This is a genomic window from Bacillus sp. FDAARGOS_1420 (assembly GCF_019344915.1).
Lineage (GTDB): Bacteria > Bacillota > Bacilli > Bacillales > Bacillaceae_G > Bacillus_A > Bacillus_A mycoides.
Genome location: NZ_JAHWJB010000002.1, coordinates 130,280 through 150,322, shown reverse-complemented (window position 1 = coordinate 150,322; position 20,043 = coordinate 130,280). Strand labels below are relative to the sequence as shown.

General features: G+C 35.3%; 25 protein-coding genes and 1 pseudogene. 12 read left to right on the top strand and 14 right to left on the bottom strand.

Annotated features, from left to right (window positions below):
• Positions 1-11: 11 nt before the first annotated feature.
• A complete protein-coding gene (gene dhaQ, locus I6L50_RS10995) occupies positions 12-1,010 on the top strand; it encodes a DhaKLM operon coactivator DhaQ (protein WP_219301450.1) in 999 nt (332 codons plus the stop codon).
• A 335-nt stretch (positions 1,011-1,345) separates the two neighbouring features.
• Here the strand turns inward: dhaQ and I6L50_RS10990 are convergent, their stop codons facing one another.
• From I6L50_RS10990 to I6L50_RS10980, 3 genes are all read right to left on the bottom strand, one after another.
• A complete protein-coding gene (locus tag I6L50_RS10990) occupies positions 1,346-1,975 on the bottom strand; it encodes a LysE family translocator (RefSeq protein ID WP_219301448.1) in 630 nt (209 codons plus the stop codon).
• Positions 1,976-2,156: 181 nt separating this feature from the next.
• On the bottom strand, positions 2,157-2,810 hold the full coding sequence (locus tag I6L50_RS10985) for a DUF2306 domain-containing protein (RefSeq protein ID WP_219301446.1): 654 nt from the start codon (positions 2,808-2,810) through the stop codon (positions 2,157-2,159).
• Between the two features lie 124 nt (positions 2,811-2,934).
• Positions 2,935-3,564, bottom strand: a complete 630-nt coding sequence (locus tag I6L50_RS10980; RefSeq protein WP_219301444.1) for a VanZ family protein — start codon at positions 3,562-3,564, stop codon at positions 2,935-2,937.
• Between the two features lie 244 nt (positions 3,565-3,808).
• Between I6L50_RS10980 and I6L50_RS10975 the strand changes: the two are divergent.
• The 4 genes and pseudogenes from I6L50_RS10975 to I6L50_RS10960 form a co-directional block, all read left to right on the top strand.
• A pseudogene (locus I6L50_RS10975) lies at positions 3,809-3,910 on the top strand (TetR family transcriptional regulator); the annotation flags it as partial.
• Positions 3,911-4,104: 194 nt separating this feature from the next.
• Positions 4,105-4,416, top strand: coding sequence for an ArsR/SmtB family transcription factor (locus tag I6L50_RS10970; RefSeq protein WP_002087249.1), 312 nt, complete (start codon positions 4,105-4,107; stop codon positions 4,414-4,416).
• A gap of 286 nt (positions 4,417-4,702) precedes the next feature.
• Entirely contained in the window at positions 4,703-5,878 is a 1,176-nt protein-coding gene (locus I6L50_RS10965) for an MFS transporter (protein ID WP_219301442.1), read from the top strand.
• A 550-nt stretch (positions 5,879-6,428) separates the two neighbouring features.
• Positions 6,429-6,530: a YjcZ family sporulation protein gene (locus I6L50_RS10960; RefSeq protein ID WP_000505688.1), complete on the top strand. Its 102-nt coding sequence runs from the start codon at positions 6,429-6,431 to the stop codon at positions 6,528-6,530.
• Positions 6,531-6,684: 154 nt separating this feature from the next.
• Here the strand turns inward: I6L50_RS10960 and I6L50_RS10955 are convergent, their stop codons facing one another.
• The 3 genes from I6L50_RS10955 to I6L50_RS10945 are packed head-to-tail and all read right to left on the bottom strand — an operon-like array spanning position 6,685 to position 8,116.
• Positions 6,685-7,056 carry an ATP synthase subunit I gene (locus I6L50_RS10955; protein WP_219301440.1) on the bottom strand — a complete coding sequence of 124 codons (372 nt, stop codon included), beginning with the start codon at positions 7,054-7,056 and terminating at the stop codon, positions 6,685-6,687.
• A 22-nt stretch (positions 7,057-7,078) separates the two neighbouring features.
• Positions 7,079-7,612: a CDP-diacylglycerol--serine O-phosphatidyltransferase gene (pssA, locus tag I6L50_RS10950; RefSeq protein WP_219301438.1), complete on the bottom strand. Its 534-nt coding sequence runs from the start codon at positions 7,610-7,612 to the stop codon at positions 7,079-7,081.
• A gap of 45 nt (positions 7,613-7,657) precedes the next feature.
• On the bottom strand, positions 7,658-8,116 hold the full coding sequence (locus I6L50_RS10945) for a MarR family winged helix-turn-helix transcriptional regulator (protein WP_219301436.1): 459 nt from the start codon (positions 8,114-8,116) through the stop codon (positions 7,658-7,660).
• Positions 8,117-8,640: 524 nt separating this feature from the next.
• Here I6L50_RS10945 and I6L50_RS10940 point away from each other — a divergent pair.
• Positions 8,641-9,189, top strand: a complete 549-nt coding sequence (locus I6L50_RS10940; RefSeq protein WP_219301434.1) for a DUF4352 domain-containing protein — start codon at positions 8,641-8,643, stop codon at positions 9,187-9,189.
• Between the two features lie 127 nt (positions 9,190-9,316).
• Here I6L50_RS10940 and I6L50_RS10935 read toward each other — a convergent pair whose 3' ends face one another.
• On the bottom strand, positions 9,317-9,553 hold the full coding sequence (locus I6L50_RS10935) for a hypothetical protein (protein ID WP_002087264.1): 237 nt from the start codon (positions 9,551-9,553) through the stop codon (positions 9,317-9,319).
• Between the two features lie 199 nt (positions 9,554-9,752).
• Between I6L50_RS10935 and I6L50_RS10930 the strand changes: the two genes are divergently transcribed.
• The 4 genes from I6L50_RS10930 to I6L50_RS10915 all read left to right on the top strand — a co-directional run bounded on the left by I6L50_RS10930 (position 9,753) and on the right by I6L50_RS10915 (position 11,529).
• Complete coding sequence (locus I6L50_RS10930; RefSeq protein WP_000540380.1) at positions 9,753-9,899, top strand: YjcZ family sporulation protein; 147 nt, start codon at positions 9,753-9,755, stop codon at positions 9,897-9,899.
• Between the two features lie 289 nt (positions 9,900-10,188).
• Positions 10,189-10,530, top strand: a complete 342-nt coding sequence (locus tag I6L50_RS10925) for a PadR family transcriptional regulator (RefSeq protein ID WP_113936656.1) — start codon at positions 10,189-10,191, stop codon at positions 10,528-10,530.
• Positions 10,523-11,005, top strand: coding sequence for a hypothetical protein (locus I6L50_RS10920; protein ID WP_219301432.1), 483 nt, complete (start codon positions 10,523-10,525; stop codon positions 11,003-11,005). Before I6L50_RS10925 ends, I6L50_RS10920 begins: the two co-directional genes overlap by 8 nt.
• The gene (locus I6L50_RS10915) at positions 11,002-11,529 is read left to right on the top strand and encodes a permease (protein ID WP_113733431.1); all 528 of its coding nucleotides are present in this window, start codon (positions 11,002-11,004) and stop codon (positions 11,527-11,529) included. Before I6L50_RS10920 ends, I6L50_RS10915 begins: the two co-directional genes overlap by 4 nt.
• 42 nt (positions 11,530-11,571) lie before the next feature.
• On the opposite strand, the gene I6L50_RS10910 is transcribed toward I6L50_RS10915, so the two are convergent.
• Entirely contained in the window at positions 11,572-13,047 is a 1,476-nt protein-coding gene (locus tag I6L50_RS10910; protein ID WP_219301430.1) for an MDR family MFS transporter, read from the bottom strand.
• Positions 13,048-13,189: 142 nt separating this feature from the next.
• On the opposite strand from I6L50_RS10910, the gene I6L50_RS10905 reads away from it, so the two are divergent.
• A complete protein-coding gene (locus tag I6L50_RS10905; protein ID WP_219301429.1) occupies positions 13,190-13,765 on the top strand; it encodes a TetR/AcrR family transcriptional regulator in 576 nt (191 codons plus the stop codon).
• Positions 13,766-14,219: 454 nt separating this feature from the next.
• On the opposite strand, the gene I6L50_RS10900 is transcribed toward I6L50_RS10905, so the two are convergent.
• The 6 genes from I6L50_RS10900 to I6L50_RS10875 form a co-directional block, all read right to left on the bottom strand.
• Entirely contained in the window at positions 14,220-14,879 is a 660-nt protein-coding gene (locus I6L50_RS10900) for a PspA/IM30 family protein (RefSeq protein WP_219301427.1), read from the bottom strand.
• Positions 14,880-14,881: 2 nt separating this feature from the next.
• Complete coding sequence (locus I6L50_RS10895) at positions 14,882-15,427, bottom strand: hypothetical protein (protein WP_219301425.1); 546 nt, start codon at positions 15,425-15,427, stop codon at positions 14,882-14,884.
• 238 nt (positions 15,428-15,665) lie between these two features.
• Positions 15,666-16,325, bottom strand: coding sequence for an NAD-dependent epimerase/dehydratase family protein (locus I6L50_RS10890; protein ID WP_219301423.1), 660 nt, complete (start codon positions 16,323-16,325; stop codon positions 15,666-15,668).
• A gap of 11 nt (positions 16,326-16,336) precedes the next feature.
• The gene (locus I6L50_RS10885; RefSeq protein ID WP_219301421.1) at positions 16,337-16,975 is read right to left on the bottom strand and encodes an SDR family oxidoreductase; all 639 of its coding nucleotides are present in this window, start codon (positions 16,973-16,975) and stop codon (positions 16,337-16,339) included.
• 69 nt (positions 16,976-17,044) lie between these two features.
• The gene (locus tag I6L50_RS10880) at positions 17,045-17,953 is read right to left on the bottom strand and encodes an alpha/beta hydrolase (protein ID WP_219301419.1); all 909 of its coding nucleotides are present in this window, start codon (positions 17,951-17,953) and stop codon (positions 17,045-17,047) included.
• 54 nt (positions 17,954-18,007) lie between these two features.
• Complete coding sequence (locus I6L50_RS10875) at positions 18,008-19,141, bottom strand: NADH-dependent flavin oxidoreductase (protein ID WP_219301418.1); 1,134 nt, start codon at positions 19,139-19,141, stop codon at positions 18,008-18,010.
• A 285-nt stretch (positions 19,142-19,426) separates the two neighbouring features.
• Here I6L50_RS10875 and I6L50_RS10870 point away from each other — a divergent pair, with 285 nt between their 5' ends.
• On the top strand, positions 19,427-19,972 hold the full coding sequence (locus tag I6L50_RS10870) for a TetR/AcrR family transcriptional regulator (protein ID WP_219303687.1): 546 nt from the start codon (positions 19,427-19,429) through the stop codon (positions 19,970-19,972).
• Positions 19,973-20,043 lie beyond the last annotated feature (71 nt).

Here is a 20,043-nt window from a genome sequence, read left to right as displayed (position 1 = left end):
TGGCAAAAGCAATGAAAAAGATTATGAATGATGTACAAAATATCGTTCAAGATATGATGCATGGCTTTTATTTTGAACATAACGACAAAGTGAATTACGATGAAACAAATAACATCATTTATGTAAAAGATATAGAAAAACTGAAACAAGACGTTGTTATCATAAGCGGCGGTGGTAGCGGACATGAACCAGCTGATATTGGTTATGTAGGAAAAGGCATGCTTACGGCGGCCGTAAACGGCAGTATCTTCACTCCGCCTACAGTCGAACAAATTGTGGTGGCAACTCGCCTCATGCCAAAAGATAAAAGTATTTTATTCATTATTAAAAACTTTAAAGATGACGTAGAAAACTTTTTAGCGGCAGAACAAACCGCAAAAGAAGAAGGAAGAAAAATTGACCACATCATCGTAAATGACGACGTTTCAATTGAAGATGATGCTTCTTTTAATAAAAGAAGACGCGGCGTAGCTGGCACCGTTTTCGTTCAAAAAATACTTGGTGCGGCTGCTCTTAATGGTCACTCTTTAGAAGAACTAACAGTACTTGGGCAAGCTGTCATCAAAAACTTACACACATTAGGAGTCGCACTTTCACCTGCGAATGACCCAGTGAAAGGAAAAGCTTCATTCACATTAAACGATGATGAAGTGTTTTACGGCGTTGGTATTCATGGCGAAAAAGGTTACCGCAAAGAAGCACTATCCTCTTCTGAAATATTAGCGATCGAACTTATGAACAAACTAAAAAGCATTTATCGCTGGAGAAAAGGTGACAACTTCGCCATCCTCATTAACGGACTAGGTGCGACACCATTAATGGAGCAATACATTTTCGCAAATGACATTCGCCGTTTATGTGAGCTGGAAGGATTACAGATTACATTCGTAAAAGTTGGTACCCTTCTAACTTCTTTAGATATGAAAGGTGTTTCGCTTAGTTTGCTTAAGGTGGAGGATTCTGATTGGGTGAAGTGGTTGAAAGAAAGTACGGAAACTGCTAGTTGGTAATACAAATAGGATGGCTTCAATTGGCCATCCTATTTTGTACGTATATTTATTGAAAGGCAACTTCTCTTACTTTCCATATGCCATCACGTTTAAACATTAAAAACTCTTTAACATTCCTCACCTTGAAATATCCGCTGTGCTTACCCCATTACTATTAAGCTAAACTCGTACAACGTCTATTAAAGTATAGGTTGTTTCTTGAAATAAATTTTTAGATAACTCAAAATAACAAGCAAAAAGTCCCTTCAAAGTTAAAGGGACTTTTTAGTATGTAGAAATTAGCCTAAACTTAAGATTACATCTCTTGAAAGGGGGCATTTTTATGTTATTCAGGTTTATTGAGGAGCTTTTGTTTGAAGCAACTTTAACCCCATACCAATAAAAATCAGTCCTGTTATCTTATTTAGAATCATTCCTACCTTTTGGTTTCCTCTTAATTTTTTTGTAACATATGAAGAGAAATAAGCAACAAATAAACACCATAATAGTCCAGTTACTGTAAAAGTAAGTCCTAAAATGATAAAAGGCATAGGACCTGAAGCCTTTGTATCTATAAATTGCGGAAGAAACGCAATAAAGAATAAAGAAACTTTTGGATTCGTCAGACTTGTTAAAAGTCCTTGTACATATATCTTTCTAATGTTCAATTTATTGGATGTGGCCTGGAAAGCTACATTTGTCTTATCAAGTATCATTTTAATCCCTAAATATACAAGATAGATAACACCTATAACCTTAATAGCGTTAAATAGCACAATGGATTTTGTAAGTATAATAGATAAACCAAAAGCAACCAACAACGTATGAACTAAAGAACCAGTAATAATACCAAAAACAGAATACACACCTGCTTTTCTACCTTGTGAAATACTTCTCCCCACAATGTACATGGTGTCTGCACCAGGAATTAAATTCAATAAAATTCCTGTTAGTAAAAACACTTCATAATTAATAATACCGTACATTTTAGCACCTCTATCTATTTTTTTGGTGCCCTTATTGATATTAAATTAAACAGACGAAAAAAGAAAGTATTTTCTATTTATTCAATAAAATTAGTGGATTTTTGAATCTACAAACGAAATCCAGCTATTAAAAAATTCAATTACTGAAGAATTCTGCCCTCAATATTACAGCAAATTTACATTAAAAATGTAAATCCTCATTTCCCTGGTATTTTCCTTTATTAAGTCTTTTTCTTATGAATAATTCTGCAACAATTAAATTAGGTACCCACGCTAACCAAGCAATAATAGCGTAACTAAGTTCAAACCGCTCTATTCCAAATAGAACTATAAACAGCGGTAGCCAAATTCTTAATGTAACTGCTCCAAAGGTTAAAGAATAATTTCTAATCATCCAATTCCGATGCTCTTTAATTTTTTTATTCTTAACTCTATGTAACGCTTGATATGCTGATGTTAGCCAAAATACAGATAACAAACCGAAACCTAGCTTCGCTACCAATCCTCCCGTAGCATAAAAGGATAGATATAATCCAGAAATGCCTCCTAATAATATACCAACCAGATAGATTCTCCCAACTATTCGATGACGGTTGATATTCCTTTCTCTAAATTTAGTGGATAATGTAAACGGGCCAATTACTAATGCTACTATACTAGTTGTAATATGTATAAATAGCATCATATACCAGAACGCACTTAATTTAGATCCAAACATAAGCTTCACTTTTACAAGCCCTGTTTGAAAACCATCCATAATAAAATATTGGACAAAAATATAACTAGCTACTAAAAAAGCAAAACAAGTAACTACAACCCAAATTTTCCTGTTCAAATTTTACTGCCTCCTTATTACATTAAGGAATTAGATTATTCATTACTGTTCATTCTAGGGAAAATTTAAAAAGCCTTCTTTAATGATCTATTCAGCACATTGTTTTTATAATCGAGATCGTAGCTTACAGATCTCCAGGATAATAAATGAACATCGCACCTACAAATGAACACACTAAACAAAAAACAGCTTCGTATTTTATGACGAAAGAAGACTTCGTATCAAGCTTTTTCCCCTCTCTTTTCAATATCATTTTAAATAATGCTGTATATAATACTTTATATAATACATACCCAACAATCGCCCCGAGGGTATTCGTAAATAAATCATCAATATCTGTAATTCTATTATTTAATAATTGATTTAACTCAATTGCCAATGAAAAAAAGAATCCCGCACATACGGTGTTTTTCATTTTTCTAAACTGCGGCCAAATAGTAGGTAATAAAAAACCGAACGGCATAAACAGTACAATATTCAAAAGATACGTCGTACTACCTGCCGTATCAAATAGAGTCAAATTAATTTGATTTACACGAATCCACGTTTCATATCGACTTATATCCCATACAGTCGCGATCTGAGTCACCTTATACACTAGCGAAAGATAGAACAGAAAAATATATACCCATAGAAAATGCCGAATAGATACATTTCCTTTCGCTTTAGAATACAATCCAATTTGAAACACTACACAAAAAATAATAGTAAAAAAATAAGTATACAAATAACTCATCAAAACTCCTGTATGCATGTAGAATCCCCTAACTTTACATTTTCATCTATGACTTTGTCGTTTTTAGTATCCTTCTTGATGTAACTCATTTATAGGATAGGAAAAACTTTTAAAATAAAAAGTGGGGTAAACATAAAATTTTTCTTAAATCTTCAGTTAGGTTTTATTATTACTCTTCTTAGGAATCCGCCATTGATAGCTAGGCAACAACATGCTTAAACCTAACAATATTATCATTTTTGCACGTAATCCTCGTAGTACTTTAACCGATGAAGCATATATAAAATCATGTGAATCGTTTGTTCAGTTAAAACATGAAATTAAGAAATATATGACGTACTATAATCACTCTTGCTATCAATAGAATTTAAAGAAGATGACTCCTGTTTGCATACCGAAATCATCTTTTTTAGGTTGCCTAACTTTTTTTAGAATGTCCTTTACAAAGGGTACAGATTAAGAGCACCTCATTCCTATTTAAGGGGATCACATATACCTTCTCCCCTTAAAATCACCAAAACCCATTTACAAATCTATAAAAGTAGATATAATATCCTTATGGAACCTTTATTAATTTATAAAGCATTGTCAAATGAAACAAGATGTCAAATTTTATCATGGTTGAAAAATCCAGAAAACCATTTCGATGAAAAACCTTATCTAGAGCAAGGCCTTAGCTTTCAAGTTGGAGTGTGCGTAGGAGATATCCAGCTTAAAACTGGCTTAGCCCAATCGGTTATTTCTAGTTATTTATTAACTATGAAAAAAGCAGGACTACTAGACTCTGACCGAATTGGAAAATGGACCTACTATCGCCGAAATGAAAAAACAATACGAGAGTTTTCTGAATACGTTCAAAACGAATTATAAAATGAAAGCTAATAATCAATCTGCATACTAATTGATTATTAGCTTTCACACATTCTGCTTTTTACGGGTATCCAATTACTTTTTATAAGATTCCACTACCTATAAAAGCAAGAAACATAGAAAGGAGAAAATTTTTTAATATATCATATCTAGTTATTTAGATATCTGTTATTGTATTTTAAATTACATAGTCCTGATAAAATTGGCATCCAATCATACTTGTAATAATGCTTCTTTGTTAATGAATTTACTTTCAAAATACTGATACGAATGGAGAGTTTTATAAATGAAAAAAGTAAATCCTTTACTTATTCTGACACTCGCAATAGGTGTGTTCGGAATTATTACTACCGAGATGGGGATTGTCGGCGTATTACCACAAATCACTCAAAAATTCGGAATTTCGACTACACAAGCTGGATTTTTAGTAAGTATATTTGCACTAGTTGTTGCTATTTCTGGTCCGTTTTTAATTCTGCTCGTCTCTAGTATTAATCGTAAAATAATTTTATTATCAGCAATTTTTGCATTTGTTATTTCAAATATAATCTACGCTTATACAACACAATTTGAAATCATGCTTATTTTTCGTATTTTACCGGCAGCACTTCATCCACTCTTCTTTTCAATCGCTCTTGTAACAGCTGCTAAACTTGTCCCTCCAGAAAAGAGCGGTCAAGCGGTTACAAAAGTTTTCATGGGAATTACTGTTGGCTTTGCTCTAGGTGTACCACTAACCTCCTACCTTGCAGACCAATTTTCACTCGAAATTGCTTTCTTATTCGGAGCGCTTGTTAACACTCTTGCATTCATTGGAATACTAATCCTACTTCCTTCTATGCCCGTTAAAGAAAAAATGTCATTCGGCAAACAAATTCGTATACTCGGCAAACCAGGATTATGGTTAAATATTTTAACCGTCACATTCCTTTTTGCAGCCATGTTTTCCGTATACAGCTACTTCGCTGAATACCTTGCAAAAGTAACTTCCATGAATGGATCTCTCATCAGTATCATGCTGTTCATATTTGGTATCGTTATGATTTTAGGCAATCATTTATTTGGTAGTCTCCTGCAAAAAAGTATAGTAAATACAGTAATATTATTCCCTATCCTATATTCTATTGTTTACATATTGGTTTATTATTTAGGTTCCTACCTTGTTCCAATGATTTTTATCGTATTCATTTGGGGAATCGTACATGCTGGCGGATTAATTGTTGGTCAAACATGGTTAATAAGCGAAGCAAAAGAAGCACCTGAATTCGGTAATAGCCTATTCGTTTCATTCTCAAATCTCGGAATTACTTTAGGAACAACTATTGGAGGCTGGTTCATTTCAAACTTAGGTATTCACCAGCTTATTTGGAGCGGATTTATATTCACACTACTCTCATTTCTATTAATTATAATAAAACTAAAATTTTTCAATTCTAATAGCCAAGCTTCATTATCAAGCTAGTACATTTTCAGTTTCAAATTTGATAAAAAAACATTATAAATTCTTCTCATAAGATTTTATAATGTGAAAAGTATAATGATCAAAGCCTTTAGCCATAATTACGACTAAAGGCTTTTTTGTATGAAAGAATAAACAGCTATAAATCTAAAAGGAGCTAGTTTTATGGAACATAATCAAAATGGAGTACTTGCTTTAATTGTTTTGTTTTTAGGATTAGTGTTTTTCGTTAGTGGAATGGTTTATCATTTATGGGGTTCTTATTAATTTCAACTTTTAGAAAGATAAATAATTCAAAAACTAAAACGTGTATTGTAATTATCGATATGGAATATTTCCAAAAACAAATTAACATGGTAAAATAATATTTGGACGGGAGTCCAATATTATTAAAATTAAGATGGTTCAAGTCGGAGAAAGGCACCTTAGGGTGTCTTTTCTTTATTTTCAAAAGGACCTGCTCAATTATTGCGTAAAAAACATAAAGTAAATTGAATCCGTTAAAATACATGAGTGACCCCTTGTTTCCCCTCTTATTAAAGGAGGAACTATTATGGGATTTGGTGGCAGTTGTAGTAGTTGTGGCGGCGGCTTTGCTTTATTAGTTGTATTGTTTATTTTATTAATCATTGTTGGAGCTTCTTGCTTCTGCTAAAAAACTATCGGAAAAGACACTCTTATATGGGTGTCTTTTCTTTGTAAGAAAAAGTTCTCTATAAAGGAAGGTTTTTAGGTTTTTAGGTTTTTAGGTTTTTAGGTTTTTAGGTTTTTACATTCAAATCATTCAAATTAGTTATTTACACAGCTCTTTATTCCTCCACATCTCTCATACTGTAATACCCTAAATTAATAATAATTAAGAAATACCCACCCATAATTCCAGCAGCAAATGTCCACATGAATTCATGGTGTTCAATCTCATACATAATAATCGCTCCGAGTATTGCGGCTGCAAACCGATTCATCATGCCAAGCATTGGTGCTTTTTCTTTTTTTACAATGCTATCTCCGAACTTTTCAATACGCCTCCCTAAAATCCATACGCAGTACATACTAACTAAAAGGCCGATGCTTATCCCTACAAACTGGGCTCGAAAAGGTGTCATCAACCATCCCAGTAACATCACGCCTAGCAAACAATATATTTGTATGTTGAATGATCTTAATGCCATACGAATCATGTTATGCTCCTTATCTTTCTCATTAATCCCATCTTTCGGACTTCAAGCTTTCCGATATATCTTTTTTAAAATGAGGGAATTTTATTTTACTCACCATTAAATAAGCGAGTATGCATGTGCCAAACGCCACGGAAACTGGATTATTCAAAAAGCATAAAATGAGAAGACACATTGCCGCAAATGGAATGGGCATTCCGATAAATGTCGGAGGTTTGCTTTGTTGCGTGTTAAATCTCGCAAGTCGAAGCATGCCACAAACACTGTAAGCAAGCGCACATAACATCCCGATGGACTGCAAATCTTTTAAAGCGACACTATATGCAAGAATAGACGGTGCTACACCAAAAGTAACTAAATCCGCAAATGAGTCTAACTCTCCACCTATTTCCGAAACAGCATCAAGTTTCCGAGCGACCATGCCATCAAAAAAATCAAATAACATTCCTGTAATAATAAAAACTGCCCCCAAATACATATCGTGAACGAAAACAGCATAAATAGCCAAAAGCCCACATACAAAATTTGCTATCGTGATCATATTTGGTATGTAACTCATAACAGTATTTTCCTCCTTTCTAATAATCCCTTCATGTAGACTTTCTTACTCATTAGAATCAATAGCCTTCTGTTTTTCTTCCAATATAACTTTATTTATTTTCGTTAACGTATCAGTCATTTGCTCTAAAGCATTTATATCGATTTTAGAAAAGTATTTCTCAATTAATACGTCATCTAACTCAGACAACCGCTCTATATACTTACTACCGTTTGGACCAAGTGTAAGGAAATACTCCCGTTTATTATTAGGGTTTACTTGTTTCGAAATCATCTTCTGTTTTTCCAATCTCGATAAAACTTGGCTCACAGCACTTTTCGATATATTAAAAGTACTCGCAATATTATTTGCTGTCGTGTTTTCATTTGAATTGATATAAAATAGCATGCTCTCTTGCTGCCCTGTAAGGCCGAACTCATCCTTTAACTCCTGAAATAGTAAAATGTAGAAGTCATTGTAGGCTCGATTCATTTCATTAATTACTTCTTTATACGATCTAGTCATAGCATTCTTCCTCCAGTCATGCTGTTATTTTATTTCGTTTCGTTATATAGTTTAGTTAACTTAACTAAACTATATTATACCTTTATGTTCGTGTAAAGGGAAATATCGCTCCATACTTTTCTACACAATTTGTGTAAATTATGAAATATGGTATGATCCTTTACCTTGTCTACTGCTTTTAATAGATCAAATCCCAACATAATATACTACATCTGTCATTCCAAATAATAAAACGTACCCATTATACAAATTCCATATAGACCCATTACTGGTTAAAATGTTATAATTAAAACACCCTACATAGTTACTCATGTTCAGGATGAGAAACTAGCGTCTTATTAAGTAATGCGCATAACTTAAATAAACAAGACACTGCAAAGTGTCTTGTTTATTTGCATCAAGTTTCCCCTTCATCCCAAAACCAATATAATAAAATGTAACATTTAATACATATAAAGAAAAATACAGATTTATTAAATCATTATGGCACCCATGAAAGTACTTTTATTTTGGAGGAAGAAACTATGAACAAAAAGTTAGTAACATCATTATTATGTAGCACATTCTTATTTGGATTATCAGCTTGCAGTTCACATGATACATCTAGCAGTAACACGAAAAACGAACAGGAGACTTCTAAAGAAACAAAAAATGATGAACTTAGCAACAAGGATCCTCAAAAAGAACTTCCCACCCAGGGAGATTCTTCTGATGTATACATATCAATACACTCTGCCGATTCATTAGATGTTATAGGTAATGGAGAAGTTAAAGCACAAGGTGTATTTAAAGTATTAGACGTCGCAGTTTATAATCGTCAAGAGGAACCCATTACACTAAATAGCAATAACTTTAAATTAATTGACGGAACCGGAAGAGAATATCACATTTCTAATGAATCTCAATTAGTACTTAAAGCTGCAAATACTGCTACATTTAAATTTGGTGTTCTTAATCCTAATGAAAATTCGGAAGGGAACATTGTATTCGATGTACCGAAAAATACGCAGGGATTAACTTTGAAAATTAATGGAGATATGCTGGATAAAGGGATCGAGTTAAAGGCGGAATAGTCAAAGAAAATACAAACCACCTATCACAACTTATACTAACATAACAAAAAGTACAGCCTCTGTATTAACTACAGTAGACTGTACTTTTTCATTTGTGATTTTGTATAACTCACTATAACAGGCTTCCTTAGTTCTTTTGAGAAGATGCTCTCCAATCACGAAAAGATGTTGGAAACCCAGAATGTCCACGTTGCTTTGTAACAACTGGTTTCTCTTGAAGAGTAGTTGATTTCTCTTCAAGAATAGTTGGTTTTTCTTCAAGAATACTCAAAGCTGTTTGCATTTTCTCCAGCTGTTCTTTTAAAGCTTGCTGCTCAATCTTTAAATCCGTAAGTAAACGTAATATCATCTCAGAATTAGCCATAACGATCTCCTTTCCCCCAATGCACAGAATAAAATACCATATGTAATAAGCGGAATACTCGTGACAAAAATACGCTCGTCAACTCTTTTAAAATACCGAGTACTTTTATTTTTCAAAGGGACCTGCTCAAGTTTATCCGTAAAAACATAAAGTGATATAAATCCATTAATATATGGACTTTATGGAAGGAGGAGTTAATATGGGCTATGGTGGTAGTTGTGGAGGCTATGGTGGTAGTTGTGGTGGAGGCTGTGGTTTTGGCGGTGGATTCGCCTTACTTGTTGTGCTCTTTATCTTATTAATCATCGTTGGAGCTAGCTGTTGGGGCGGCGGATTCGGCTGCTAATAAGAGGCACTCTTGAGAGTGTCTTTTTTTTATTTCTCAATATAGGGCTAACATATATGTGTTACTATCAAAGTGCGAGATTCCCTAAGCGTAATATAGTAGTTTACCAACTATGAAAGCCACTGTCACAAGAAAACAGTAGGCTTTTATTTTGTTATTTAACAAGATTAAAACAGGAATTGCCATTTCCCCTCAGTACCATTTTAAAATTGACATAGCACTTCATGCACCATATACTGTTAACAACAGTATACTGTCATTAACAGTATATATTTTAGGAGGTATATTCATGAAACATACAGGAAGACATACAGGTGCATTTCTTTTGTTATTTTTAGCAGAAGGTGATAACTATGGCGGACAGCTACTTCAGAAATGCGTGGAAGAACTTCCGGTCAATCCAATCGATAGTGCCATCCTTTACCGCACGCTGAAGAAATTAGAAAACGAAGGCGCTATTGAATCTTATGTAAGTACATCCGTTCCAGATAAGCCGAGAAAGATGTACAAAATTACTATAGCCGGAAAAGAACAATTAGCGGATTTTCAAATGGATATTGAGGAAAAAATGAAAAACTTATCATTTTTCTTAGACAAATATAAAGACTTAAAAGAATCTAATCATGATTAATGGTGCTATCCTTTACACTTTGGCCATTATTCTTACGGGGATTTCTTTTATGAAAGATCGGAATAAAACGAAAGCTGCCCTATTAAAATCATGGAAAATATTTCAAAACCTCCTCCCTGCCATGCTCTCCATTATGCTTTTCGTTGGACTATCACTTTCTATCTTAACGCCGTCCTTCATCTCTTCCATCATTGGAGAACAGTCTGGATTTTTAGGTATTATTTATTCAGCACTACTCGGATCTGTGGCACTTATCCCAAGCTTTATCGTGTTCCCACTTGGTAATACGTTAGTACAGCACGGCGCAGGTCTTCCTCAAGTTGCGGCACTCATGTCTACACTAATGTCAGTAGGAATCACAACCTTGCCGATGGAACAAAAGATATTCGGACAAAGCTTTGCTTACGCTCGTAATGCATCTGCATTACTCATGTCACTCCTATTCTCATATATCATTTGGGTGGTGATGGTATGAACGAACTAAAAAGATATCGCTTCTTTTTCATTCTGCTGATTGGACTTATCATTCTAACTTTTATAAACCAATCTTTAGGATGGAGCGCATTACAATTAACGGGGAATAGCATTTTAGATATGTTGTTTCTACTCCCCCCTGTCCTAGTATTTGTAGGGTTACTTGATCAGTGGGTGAAGAAAGAAACACTAATGAAATACATGGGAGAAAAGTCCGGCATATATGGAATATTATTCTCTCTATTATTAGGCGGTATTGCAGCTGGTCCCCTCTATGTTGCCTTTCCGATTGCAGCACTACTATTAAAAAAAGGCGCCAGCATTAGGTACATCGTATTTTTCTTAGGTGTTTGGACAACTGCGAAATTACCGATTATGGTGTATGAATTTTCTTCATTTGGAGCTACCTTTACGCTCATTCACATTTGCTTCGGTCTGTTGTTCTTCTATGTAATGGGCATCGTTTTTGAGAAGTTTTATGATCAACGGCAGTTGTTGCAGTATGATATTACGAAAGAAATGTAAAAAGACATCTTTAATCATAAAGATGTCTTTTTACTATGAACCTTAATTCTCGTTCTGTAAAACCCTCGCTGCCTTTACTTCCTTTTTCTCTTCTTTTAAGAACAACGATACGATAAAAGCAATAATGATAAAGATTAACCCTAGTGTAAATGCACCTTGGAATCCAGAAGTTAAACCGTTTAACTTCTCCACTGGGTCCATTGGATTTGCTGAGCTTTCCATATACTTAGTTGTTCCTGAAGACATTTTCGAAATAAAGATAGCTGTACCAATTGCGCCAGCTACTTGCTGCAGTGTATTAAACAGTGCTGTTCCGTGCGGATATAAATCTGGTGTTAATTGATTTAATCCATATGTTTGTGCTGTCATTACAAACATGAGTCCGACCATTAATACGCTATGCATGACAATAATTTGTACCATTGATGTGTCAGGAGTAATGCCTTTAAATAAGAACATTGCAATCCCTACTAACACAATGCCGGGAACGATAACAACTTTCGGACTAAATTTATCAAATAGTTTACCTGCGATTGGTCCCATTATGGCGCTAATAATACTTCCCGGAAGCATTATTAGTCCTGATTTAAATGCTGTAACGAGTAACACTGTTTGCAAGAACATCGGTAATAAAGTCATCGTTGAAAATAACGACATCATCACAATGACGATTAATCCAACTGATATTGTAAACATCGGAACTTTAAATGCGCGTAATTCTAAAATTGGATTCTCAATTTTTAATTGTCGAACGACAAAAATACATAATGATATAAGCCCAACAATTAAAGTGCCATACACTTTCGGATCGGACCATCCTAAATCACCCGATGCACTAAAGCTATACACAAGCCCACCAAATCCTAATGTCGATAAAAGGATAGATGGATAATCTACTTTTGGCCTTGTTAACTCTGTAACATTTTGAATGTACTTCATCCCAATCATAATTGAAATGATCACGATAGGAATAACAATGTAGAATAACCAGCGCCAATTTAATGAATCAACAATTACTCCTGATAATGTAGGACCAATTGCTGGAGCTGACATCATCACAAGTGTGATTAATCCCATCGTCGCACCGCGCTTTTCAGGTGGACAAATAATTAAAATCGTATTCATTAATAACGGTGAAATTAACCCCGTCGCTACAGCTTGGACGATACGGCCGACTAATAAAACGGAAAATGTCGGTGCAAATCCCGCAATTAATGTACCGACTAAAAACGTTACCATAGCGATCAAAAACATTTGTCTCGTTGTGAGCCATTGCTGAAGTAACGCTGTAATCGGGACTAAAACCCCAACCACCAACATGTAAGCTGTAGAAAGCCATTGAATAGTTGAAGCTGTTACGTCAAATTCTTTCATTAATACCGTTAACGCATTACCAAGTAACGTTTCATTTAATAATGCAACCATTGCACCTAAAAGTAATGCAATTAAAATCGGGGTATGTTTCATATTAGAAGTATCAACTTTGCCACTTGCGGGGCTCTTAGTTGTTATATTCATTTGCAGATTCTCCTCCTGTTTCTTACTTAAAAAGCTTTAAATATACCGGAACACATGTAATATAATATACATATGTAGATTAAAAAGGGAGAATCAATTTAAAGCCATTGTATATTTAATCTACACAAAAGGAGAATTGTAGATGAACGATAGTGAAAAACAACTTGATTTACGTATTAGACGTACACATAAATTACTATGGGATTCCTTATTTGAATTAATGACGCAATCAAAACAAAAATATAGTTCCATCACGATTAACCAAATATGCGACCTTGCGATGGTACACCGAACAACCTTTTATAAACATTTTGAAGATAAAGATGCTTTATTAGCATTTGGATTTAAACGATATGGCGAGATGATTACTGAAATACCGCTTTTAGATCGATTAAGTAAACCATTTCAAGTGATGGAACAATTTCTTCACCATGAAGAAATCGGTAAAATATTAGAGGCGCAAATGTCTGATGAACAATTTATTAGCCGTATACATTATTTAAGTCATGAAACGAGAAAACAAGAAACGGAAGCGTTAAATCAGCTGTGCAAAAATCATACGATGCCAAATGATTTAATCATTGAATTTTATTCAGGGGTAATCACATCATTAAGTGCGTGGTGGTTTCAAAATGAAAGAAAAGTTTCTGCGGCAGAAATGGATAGGCACTTCCATCAACTCATTAACCGGGATATTTTTCAGTTTGAAAAGGAATAGTGTTACAAATTTCCGCTCATGTAATCAAATTGACCACAAAATAGGAATATGATATATTTTCCGTAGAATACTATATAAGTGTGACATCGAATAAAATGGCATATAATAAAAAGAAGAGATGCGCTAACATCTCTTCCTTAACTGCTACCGTATAGGGTGGTAGTTATTATAAGTTATTTCTTTTTACGAAACCCACCCTTTTGCTTGCTACGGCGCGGAGTGGGTTTTTTGTTGTCCTTATCCAGAAGTTGCTTTCACAAACTCTTTTACAAGATCAAACAAAAACTCCATATTATCACCTCCTTTCCTTCCAAATAGAAAGAAGGGATAACCATCCACCCTCTCAATATGCAGTTAAATATATTTTACGAAACGATTGTAAAGATATTATGTAAACAAAACAAATGAAATTTTACATAGAAAAAAGCCCATATGAAAATGGGCTTTTTGCATACTATTTATTCTCTTTTAACTTCTCTAACTCCCGCTGTACTTCTTCTTGTAAATTTTGATCTAACACTTCTTGCTGATTCGGAGACTTTAAATTAGAAAAATAGTTACTAGCAGCTGTTTCGGCTTCTAGCTTTTGCACATACGATTCAATGCGCGTGAAGCCTTTCGCTGTACTTTCTGTATGGAACGAGTCAATTGCTCTGTTGCTTTCTTTGATTGCTTGCGCCGCATTTAACCGTGAAACAAGAACTAGCTCTTTATATTGCAACTCTCCATATTTCCTTTGCAATTTGTCAATTTGTTCATAAATCGTTGCTGTTTGCTCTTTTGTTATTTCGTACTGCTTACGATATAGTTCCGCTTTTTTCTCATTCACAATTTTTTCTTGCAGGGCTAACTGGGCCATCTGATCTTCTTCGCGTGATACGGCAAGCTCAGCTTGGCGAGTTCTCTTTGCAATAAGAGCATCCGTTTCTGAAATTAATGTTTCATATTTCTTTTCTAAATAATATTGATGAGAAAGTGCTTTTTCAGCCTTCGTAATTTGCTGTTCTGTTTCGCGAAGATATTGCTTCAACATGCTAACAGGTTTTTCTATCTTATCTAACGTTTGATGCACATCCGCCACTACAATATTTTTAATACGTTTTAAAATACCCATTATTACTTCTCCTCCTTACGAATATTGCGTTCCCATTGATCTAAAATATCTACTTGTTTTTGCACTTGAAAATCGCTGTATACATCTATATGAGTCGCCATTCTTTTCTCTTTAAACTTTTTATATGCCCAAACAATCGCTGCAACAAATGCAATCATCGGAAGGACCGGTAATAAACCAATAACTAGGAGCAATATGCCTGTCCATTTTTTAATCGCATTCCCTTCAGACTTACGAATCATAAACCAGCCGAAAAGAACAAATCCAAACGCTAACAGGAATGGTATAAAGAATAAACCTTCAAACTCTTTTTCATGGTGTTTTTCATGATGCTGATTTCGCTCAAAGTTATTAAACTTTTCTTTTTGTGTAACGAAAGCTTCCCTTTCTTTATCGTGAGAAACAGTATATGCCGCTTGCTTACGCTTCTCATGATCCCACCTTTCAAACTTCATACTATGTAATCCAAACAATAGTAATGCCAGAAGTAACGGCAGGATCAAAATCCATTTTAACCAACGTAATTTTTTACGTTTATTCTTTTTCATCTGTTCACCACCATCTATCATTCGTTTTGAGATAAGTAAAAAATGTATTACCTCCCTTTACCTTTGATACATATGAGTGTAAAACTTAGACGTGAGAAGAGAATGAAAGAAACATGATGAATATATGAGAAATATCTAAAAATTTTCTCATAATTATTCCAAAACGAAAGAACCCAACTTCTCCATATCAAATAGAGAAATTGGGTTCTTTTTCATTATTTCTATTCACTTTAGAAACTCACATACTAATCTTCTTCAGATTTGAACTTTCAATAATTGAATGGGTATACCCATCTTTCCCAACTCGCACCATAGCTCTTCCCAATTGCTCAGAAGTTATAACACTGCCGAGCCTCTTCAAAAGAGGATTAAAAGGCTTCATAATATCATACATCAATTGATATGATTTCGTTTTTGATTTCACACCATTTGTCGGGATAATTAATCCTGGTCTAAACATATACGCAGATTTAAACGGTAAACGTAATAACTCATTTTCCGTTCGTCCCTTCACTCTCGCCCACATCGTACGTCCTGATTCTGTACTATCTGTGCCGCTACCGGATACGTAAATGAATGTCATGTCTGGATTTAATTTTGCCAATGTTTTCGCGGCAGATAACGTTAAATCATACGTAACTTTCGTATACTCATCTTCTTTCATGCCTTGAGAAGAAACACCTAGGCAAAAGAAGCATGCATCAAATCCAGTTATTTTTTCTTCAATGGACGATAAATCAGCCACATTTGCAAGCTCAATTTCAGTTAATTTTTCATGCATCTCATTCGTACGTTTTCTACCGATCGTTACGACTTCTTTTACTTCATCATTTAATAAACTTTCTCGTAATGCGCTCTGACCGACCATACCTGTCGCTCCAAAAATTATAACTTTCATTTGCATCCTCCTTATAAAAAGGCTGGTTTATCACCATCTGTATTCGGTTTGTTTACACCTAAGTTTCCGCCCACATGTAAATCTGGTGACTCTGCTAATGTAACGACGAAAGCTGCAACACTTTTACGTGATACTTCCGTTCCTTTATACGGATCACCTTTTTCCGTAATTTCATATTCCACTTCATCATAATCCGTTAACCACGCTGGTCGTAATACGGTGTAATTAAGATTGGAAGCTTCAATTACATCAACGGATTTTCGGTATGGCCCTAAATATTGACCAATCGTACGATTATTCCATTTCCCGAACTCTCCTGGCACTTCATCATAAATACCGAGTGAGCTAATGAAAATAAGACGTTTCACTTCAATCTCTTCCATCGCACTCACTACCATTTTCGCCTGCTCCTCTAAATCATCACCAGCTAAATTTGCATACACTACATCTTGATTTACCATTGCTTCTTTTAACGTTTCACGATTTAAAACGTCACCTTCAATAATGCGAACACGATCAGACGCATATTGCTGTACTCTATCTGCATTTCGTAAATATAACGTTAACTTTGCATCCGTTTCATTTAAAAATAAATCAATCGCATAACGCGCAATTTGTCCGTTCGCTCCAAGAATTAATACGTTAGTCACATTCAAAACTCCTTTTCTCATTTTTTATGAGGCAGTAGAAAGTATTTCTACTGCCTCGCAAGAATCAAATTACAAATGCTTACCAAGGAATTCCGTTGCCTTCACTACAGCTTGATCCACATACTCTGGAATATCATACAGATCAAAGTGAGATCCACCTTCCAAAACGACTAATTCTTTCGGTTCGTTTGCTAATTCATATGCTTCTTTACTTTGCCAAAGTGTCCCTGCTTTACTTCCTGCAACTAATAGAAGTGGCTGCGTTAATAAAGTGCTAATTTTTTCATCAATTGCCGTAAACGCTAAAATTTTATCAAAGCTTGAAAACAGCAGTTTATTTACTGAATTCGGATGCTGCGCTCTAGCTGTTCTGTAATATTCATATCCTTCAGCTGTTTCTGAATCCGTATTTTCATCGATTTCATGCGGTACGTAAGAAAGATACATCGGTTCCGCACCATTTGCTTCAGCAGTACGTTGTTTTGCGACTGCATCAAGCGTCTGAATTGCACTAGATATCGGAGCCTCACCAGTCCATCCTTCGCGGAACGTTCTTCCCATATCTGCTGCGCTAATTCCTACAACAGCTTTAATACGACGTTCAGTTTGTGCTGCATGTATCGCATAACCACCACCAGCGCAAATACCAACTACACCAATTCGCTCTGAATCAACGAAAGAAAGTGTCGTTACATAATCTACCGCCGCTCGCACATCTTCTACTCTAGATGTTGGATCATCAAGATAGCGAGGCAGCCCTTCACTTTCCCCTTGATAAGCCGCATCGAAAGCTAACGCAACATATCCTTCATCAGCTAACTTCTGAGCATAAAGACCAGCTGTTTGTTCTTTCACTCCACCACCCGGATGTAAAACGATAAGAGCTGGGTATTTCTTGTTATGATCCATTTCGTTTGGTAAATGAAGATTACCAGCCATATTCAAATTATATTTTTTAAACGTTACTTGTTTTTTCATATTAACCTCTCCATTTCATACTCGTTTTTATTTTGTATAAAAGCATCTTCACAATTAATCTTCGATAGTAAACCACGGACCTGAAGCTTGAATGACATTCCACAGCTTTTCTGGAAGCTCAAGTTCGCTTACTGTTGATTTCTTAATAGCAGTTTTTATTTCATCTTCTTTTCCGTCTTGTACTTTCTCTACCCAATCTGGATTCATAATTAACCCGTGACCAATCGCCGCAAGTGTGATTCCTTTTTCTAGCGCTAACGAAGTATCATCTGGTGTTACCATAGAACCAGCTGCCATTAACGGAATTCTGCCGTTTACATGCTCAGTGATTAATTCAAGGTACGTTTTCTCGCCTACACTATCCACTGGTTTTGCAGTAAGAGCACTCGCTAATGAAGCGTGAACATAGTCAACATCTGCTCGGGTAAGATGATTGATTAACTCATACGTATCTTTCATTCTTAAAGCACCTTCTTGCGGTTCGTCAGGTGAGAATCTGTAACCTAATGCGAACGGCTTCTTAGCGTGCTTTTTAATAACGGATTGAATTTCACGAACAACTGCTAGCGGGAAACGTAAGCGATTTTCTAAAGAACCGCCCCACTCATCTTCACGTCTATTAAAGAATGGTGAGAAGAAGTTTTGTAATAAAAATCCGTGTGCGCCATGAATTTCAACGCCGTCAAAACCAGCTTCAATCGCTCTTCGCGTCGCTTCTCCAAAATCACGAATCACTTCTAAAATTTCATCGTGCGAAAGTTCTCTTGGTAATACAGATGGTGCAAACGGAGAAGCTTCTGTTTCTAAAGCACTTGAACTTACTACATCCCCGCCCGGCGTGAAATCAGGTAATGCTTTGTTCCCTGCATGGAAAATTTGAAGGATAGCCGGAGCTCCGCCGCTCTTAGCCGCATCCGCTAACTTACGTAAACTCGGGATAAACGTATCGTCATAAGCTGCGAACTCATTCGTAAAACCGATACCGTTCGCCTGTACGTGTGTACATCCCGTAATAACAAGCCCCACTCCGTCCACTCTCTTTTTGTAATATGTTACTTCTTCATTTGAAATCGTATAATCATCATTACCCGCCCAAGTTGTCATCGGCGCCATCACGACTTTATTTTTCAGAGTAACGCCAGATTTAAATGTAAATGCTTCAAATAAGTTGTTATATTTCGGATTCATAATTGACCTCTTTCTCGTTGTTTTTCATATATAAAATTGTCATTATTTTGTTATTTGTTCTTTTGAAGAAAGTTACTTAGAGCACGAAATGTGACTTCTATCCCCCACTCCCATTAAGAAATGACACTCGGAAGAATTAATGCGCGTTGATGTATTATCTCTCCCGTGTGTATAATATAAAATGAAAAAGAGATGTTTTCAAACGTCAATTTTAGTGAATTCACGCATTAATACACACATCCATAAAAATTGTGTATTAACTATGAGGAAAGTTTGGTGACGACAATGGAAAAAGTCGATAGAAGGATCATTAAATCAAAAGAAGCAATAAAAAACGCTTTTATTGAACTAATGGCCGAAAAAGGATTTGATAAAATTACAGTAAAGGACATTTGCAGCGGAGCAGACGTTGGAAATAGAACGTTCTATCTTCATTACCTCGATAAATTTGATTTACTTGATAAACTCGTTATAGAACGTATAGAAGCACTAAAAACACTGTGCGCTCCCCTCCATGATTTAAGCTTTAGAGAAGCTTGCATCGCTTGGTTCGAAAACATGGAACAGCACTACTTCTTCTTCTCAACGATGCTAGCTGGAAAAGGAGCTTCCGCTTTCCGCAAACACTTCTTCGATTACATCATCGAACAAATAAAAGATGACGTAGATATTAAAGAAGGAATAAACAAAGGATTTAGTGAAGACATGATCATTACATTCTTCGGATCCGCTATCGTAGGAGTCGTAGAGACATACTTTATGAAGGGACTTCCTGATCCGCCGGAGGTTGTTGCGGAGCAACTGGGAATGTTGCTAGATAGGAACCTTTAAGTAAAAAAGGCTATTGTATAAACCGATTGAGCCGGATTATACAACAGCCTTTTTCTTATGGAATAAAACGT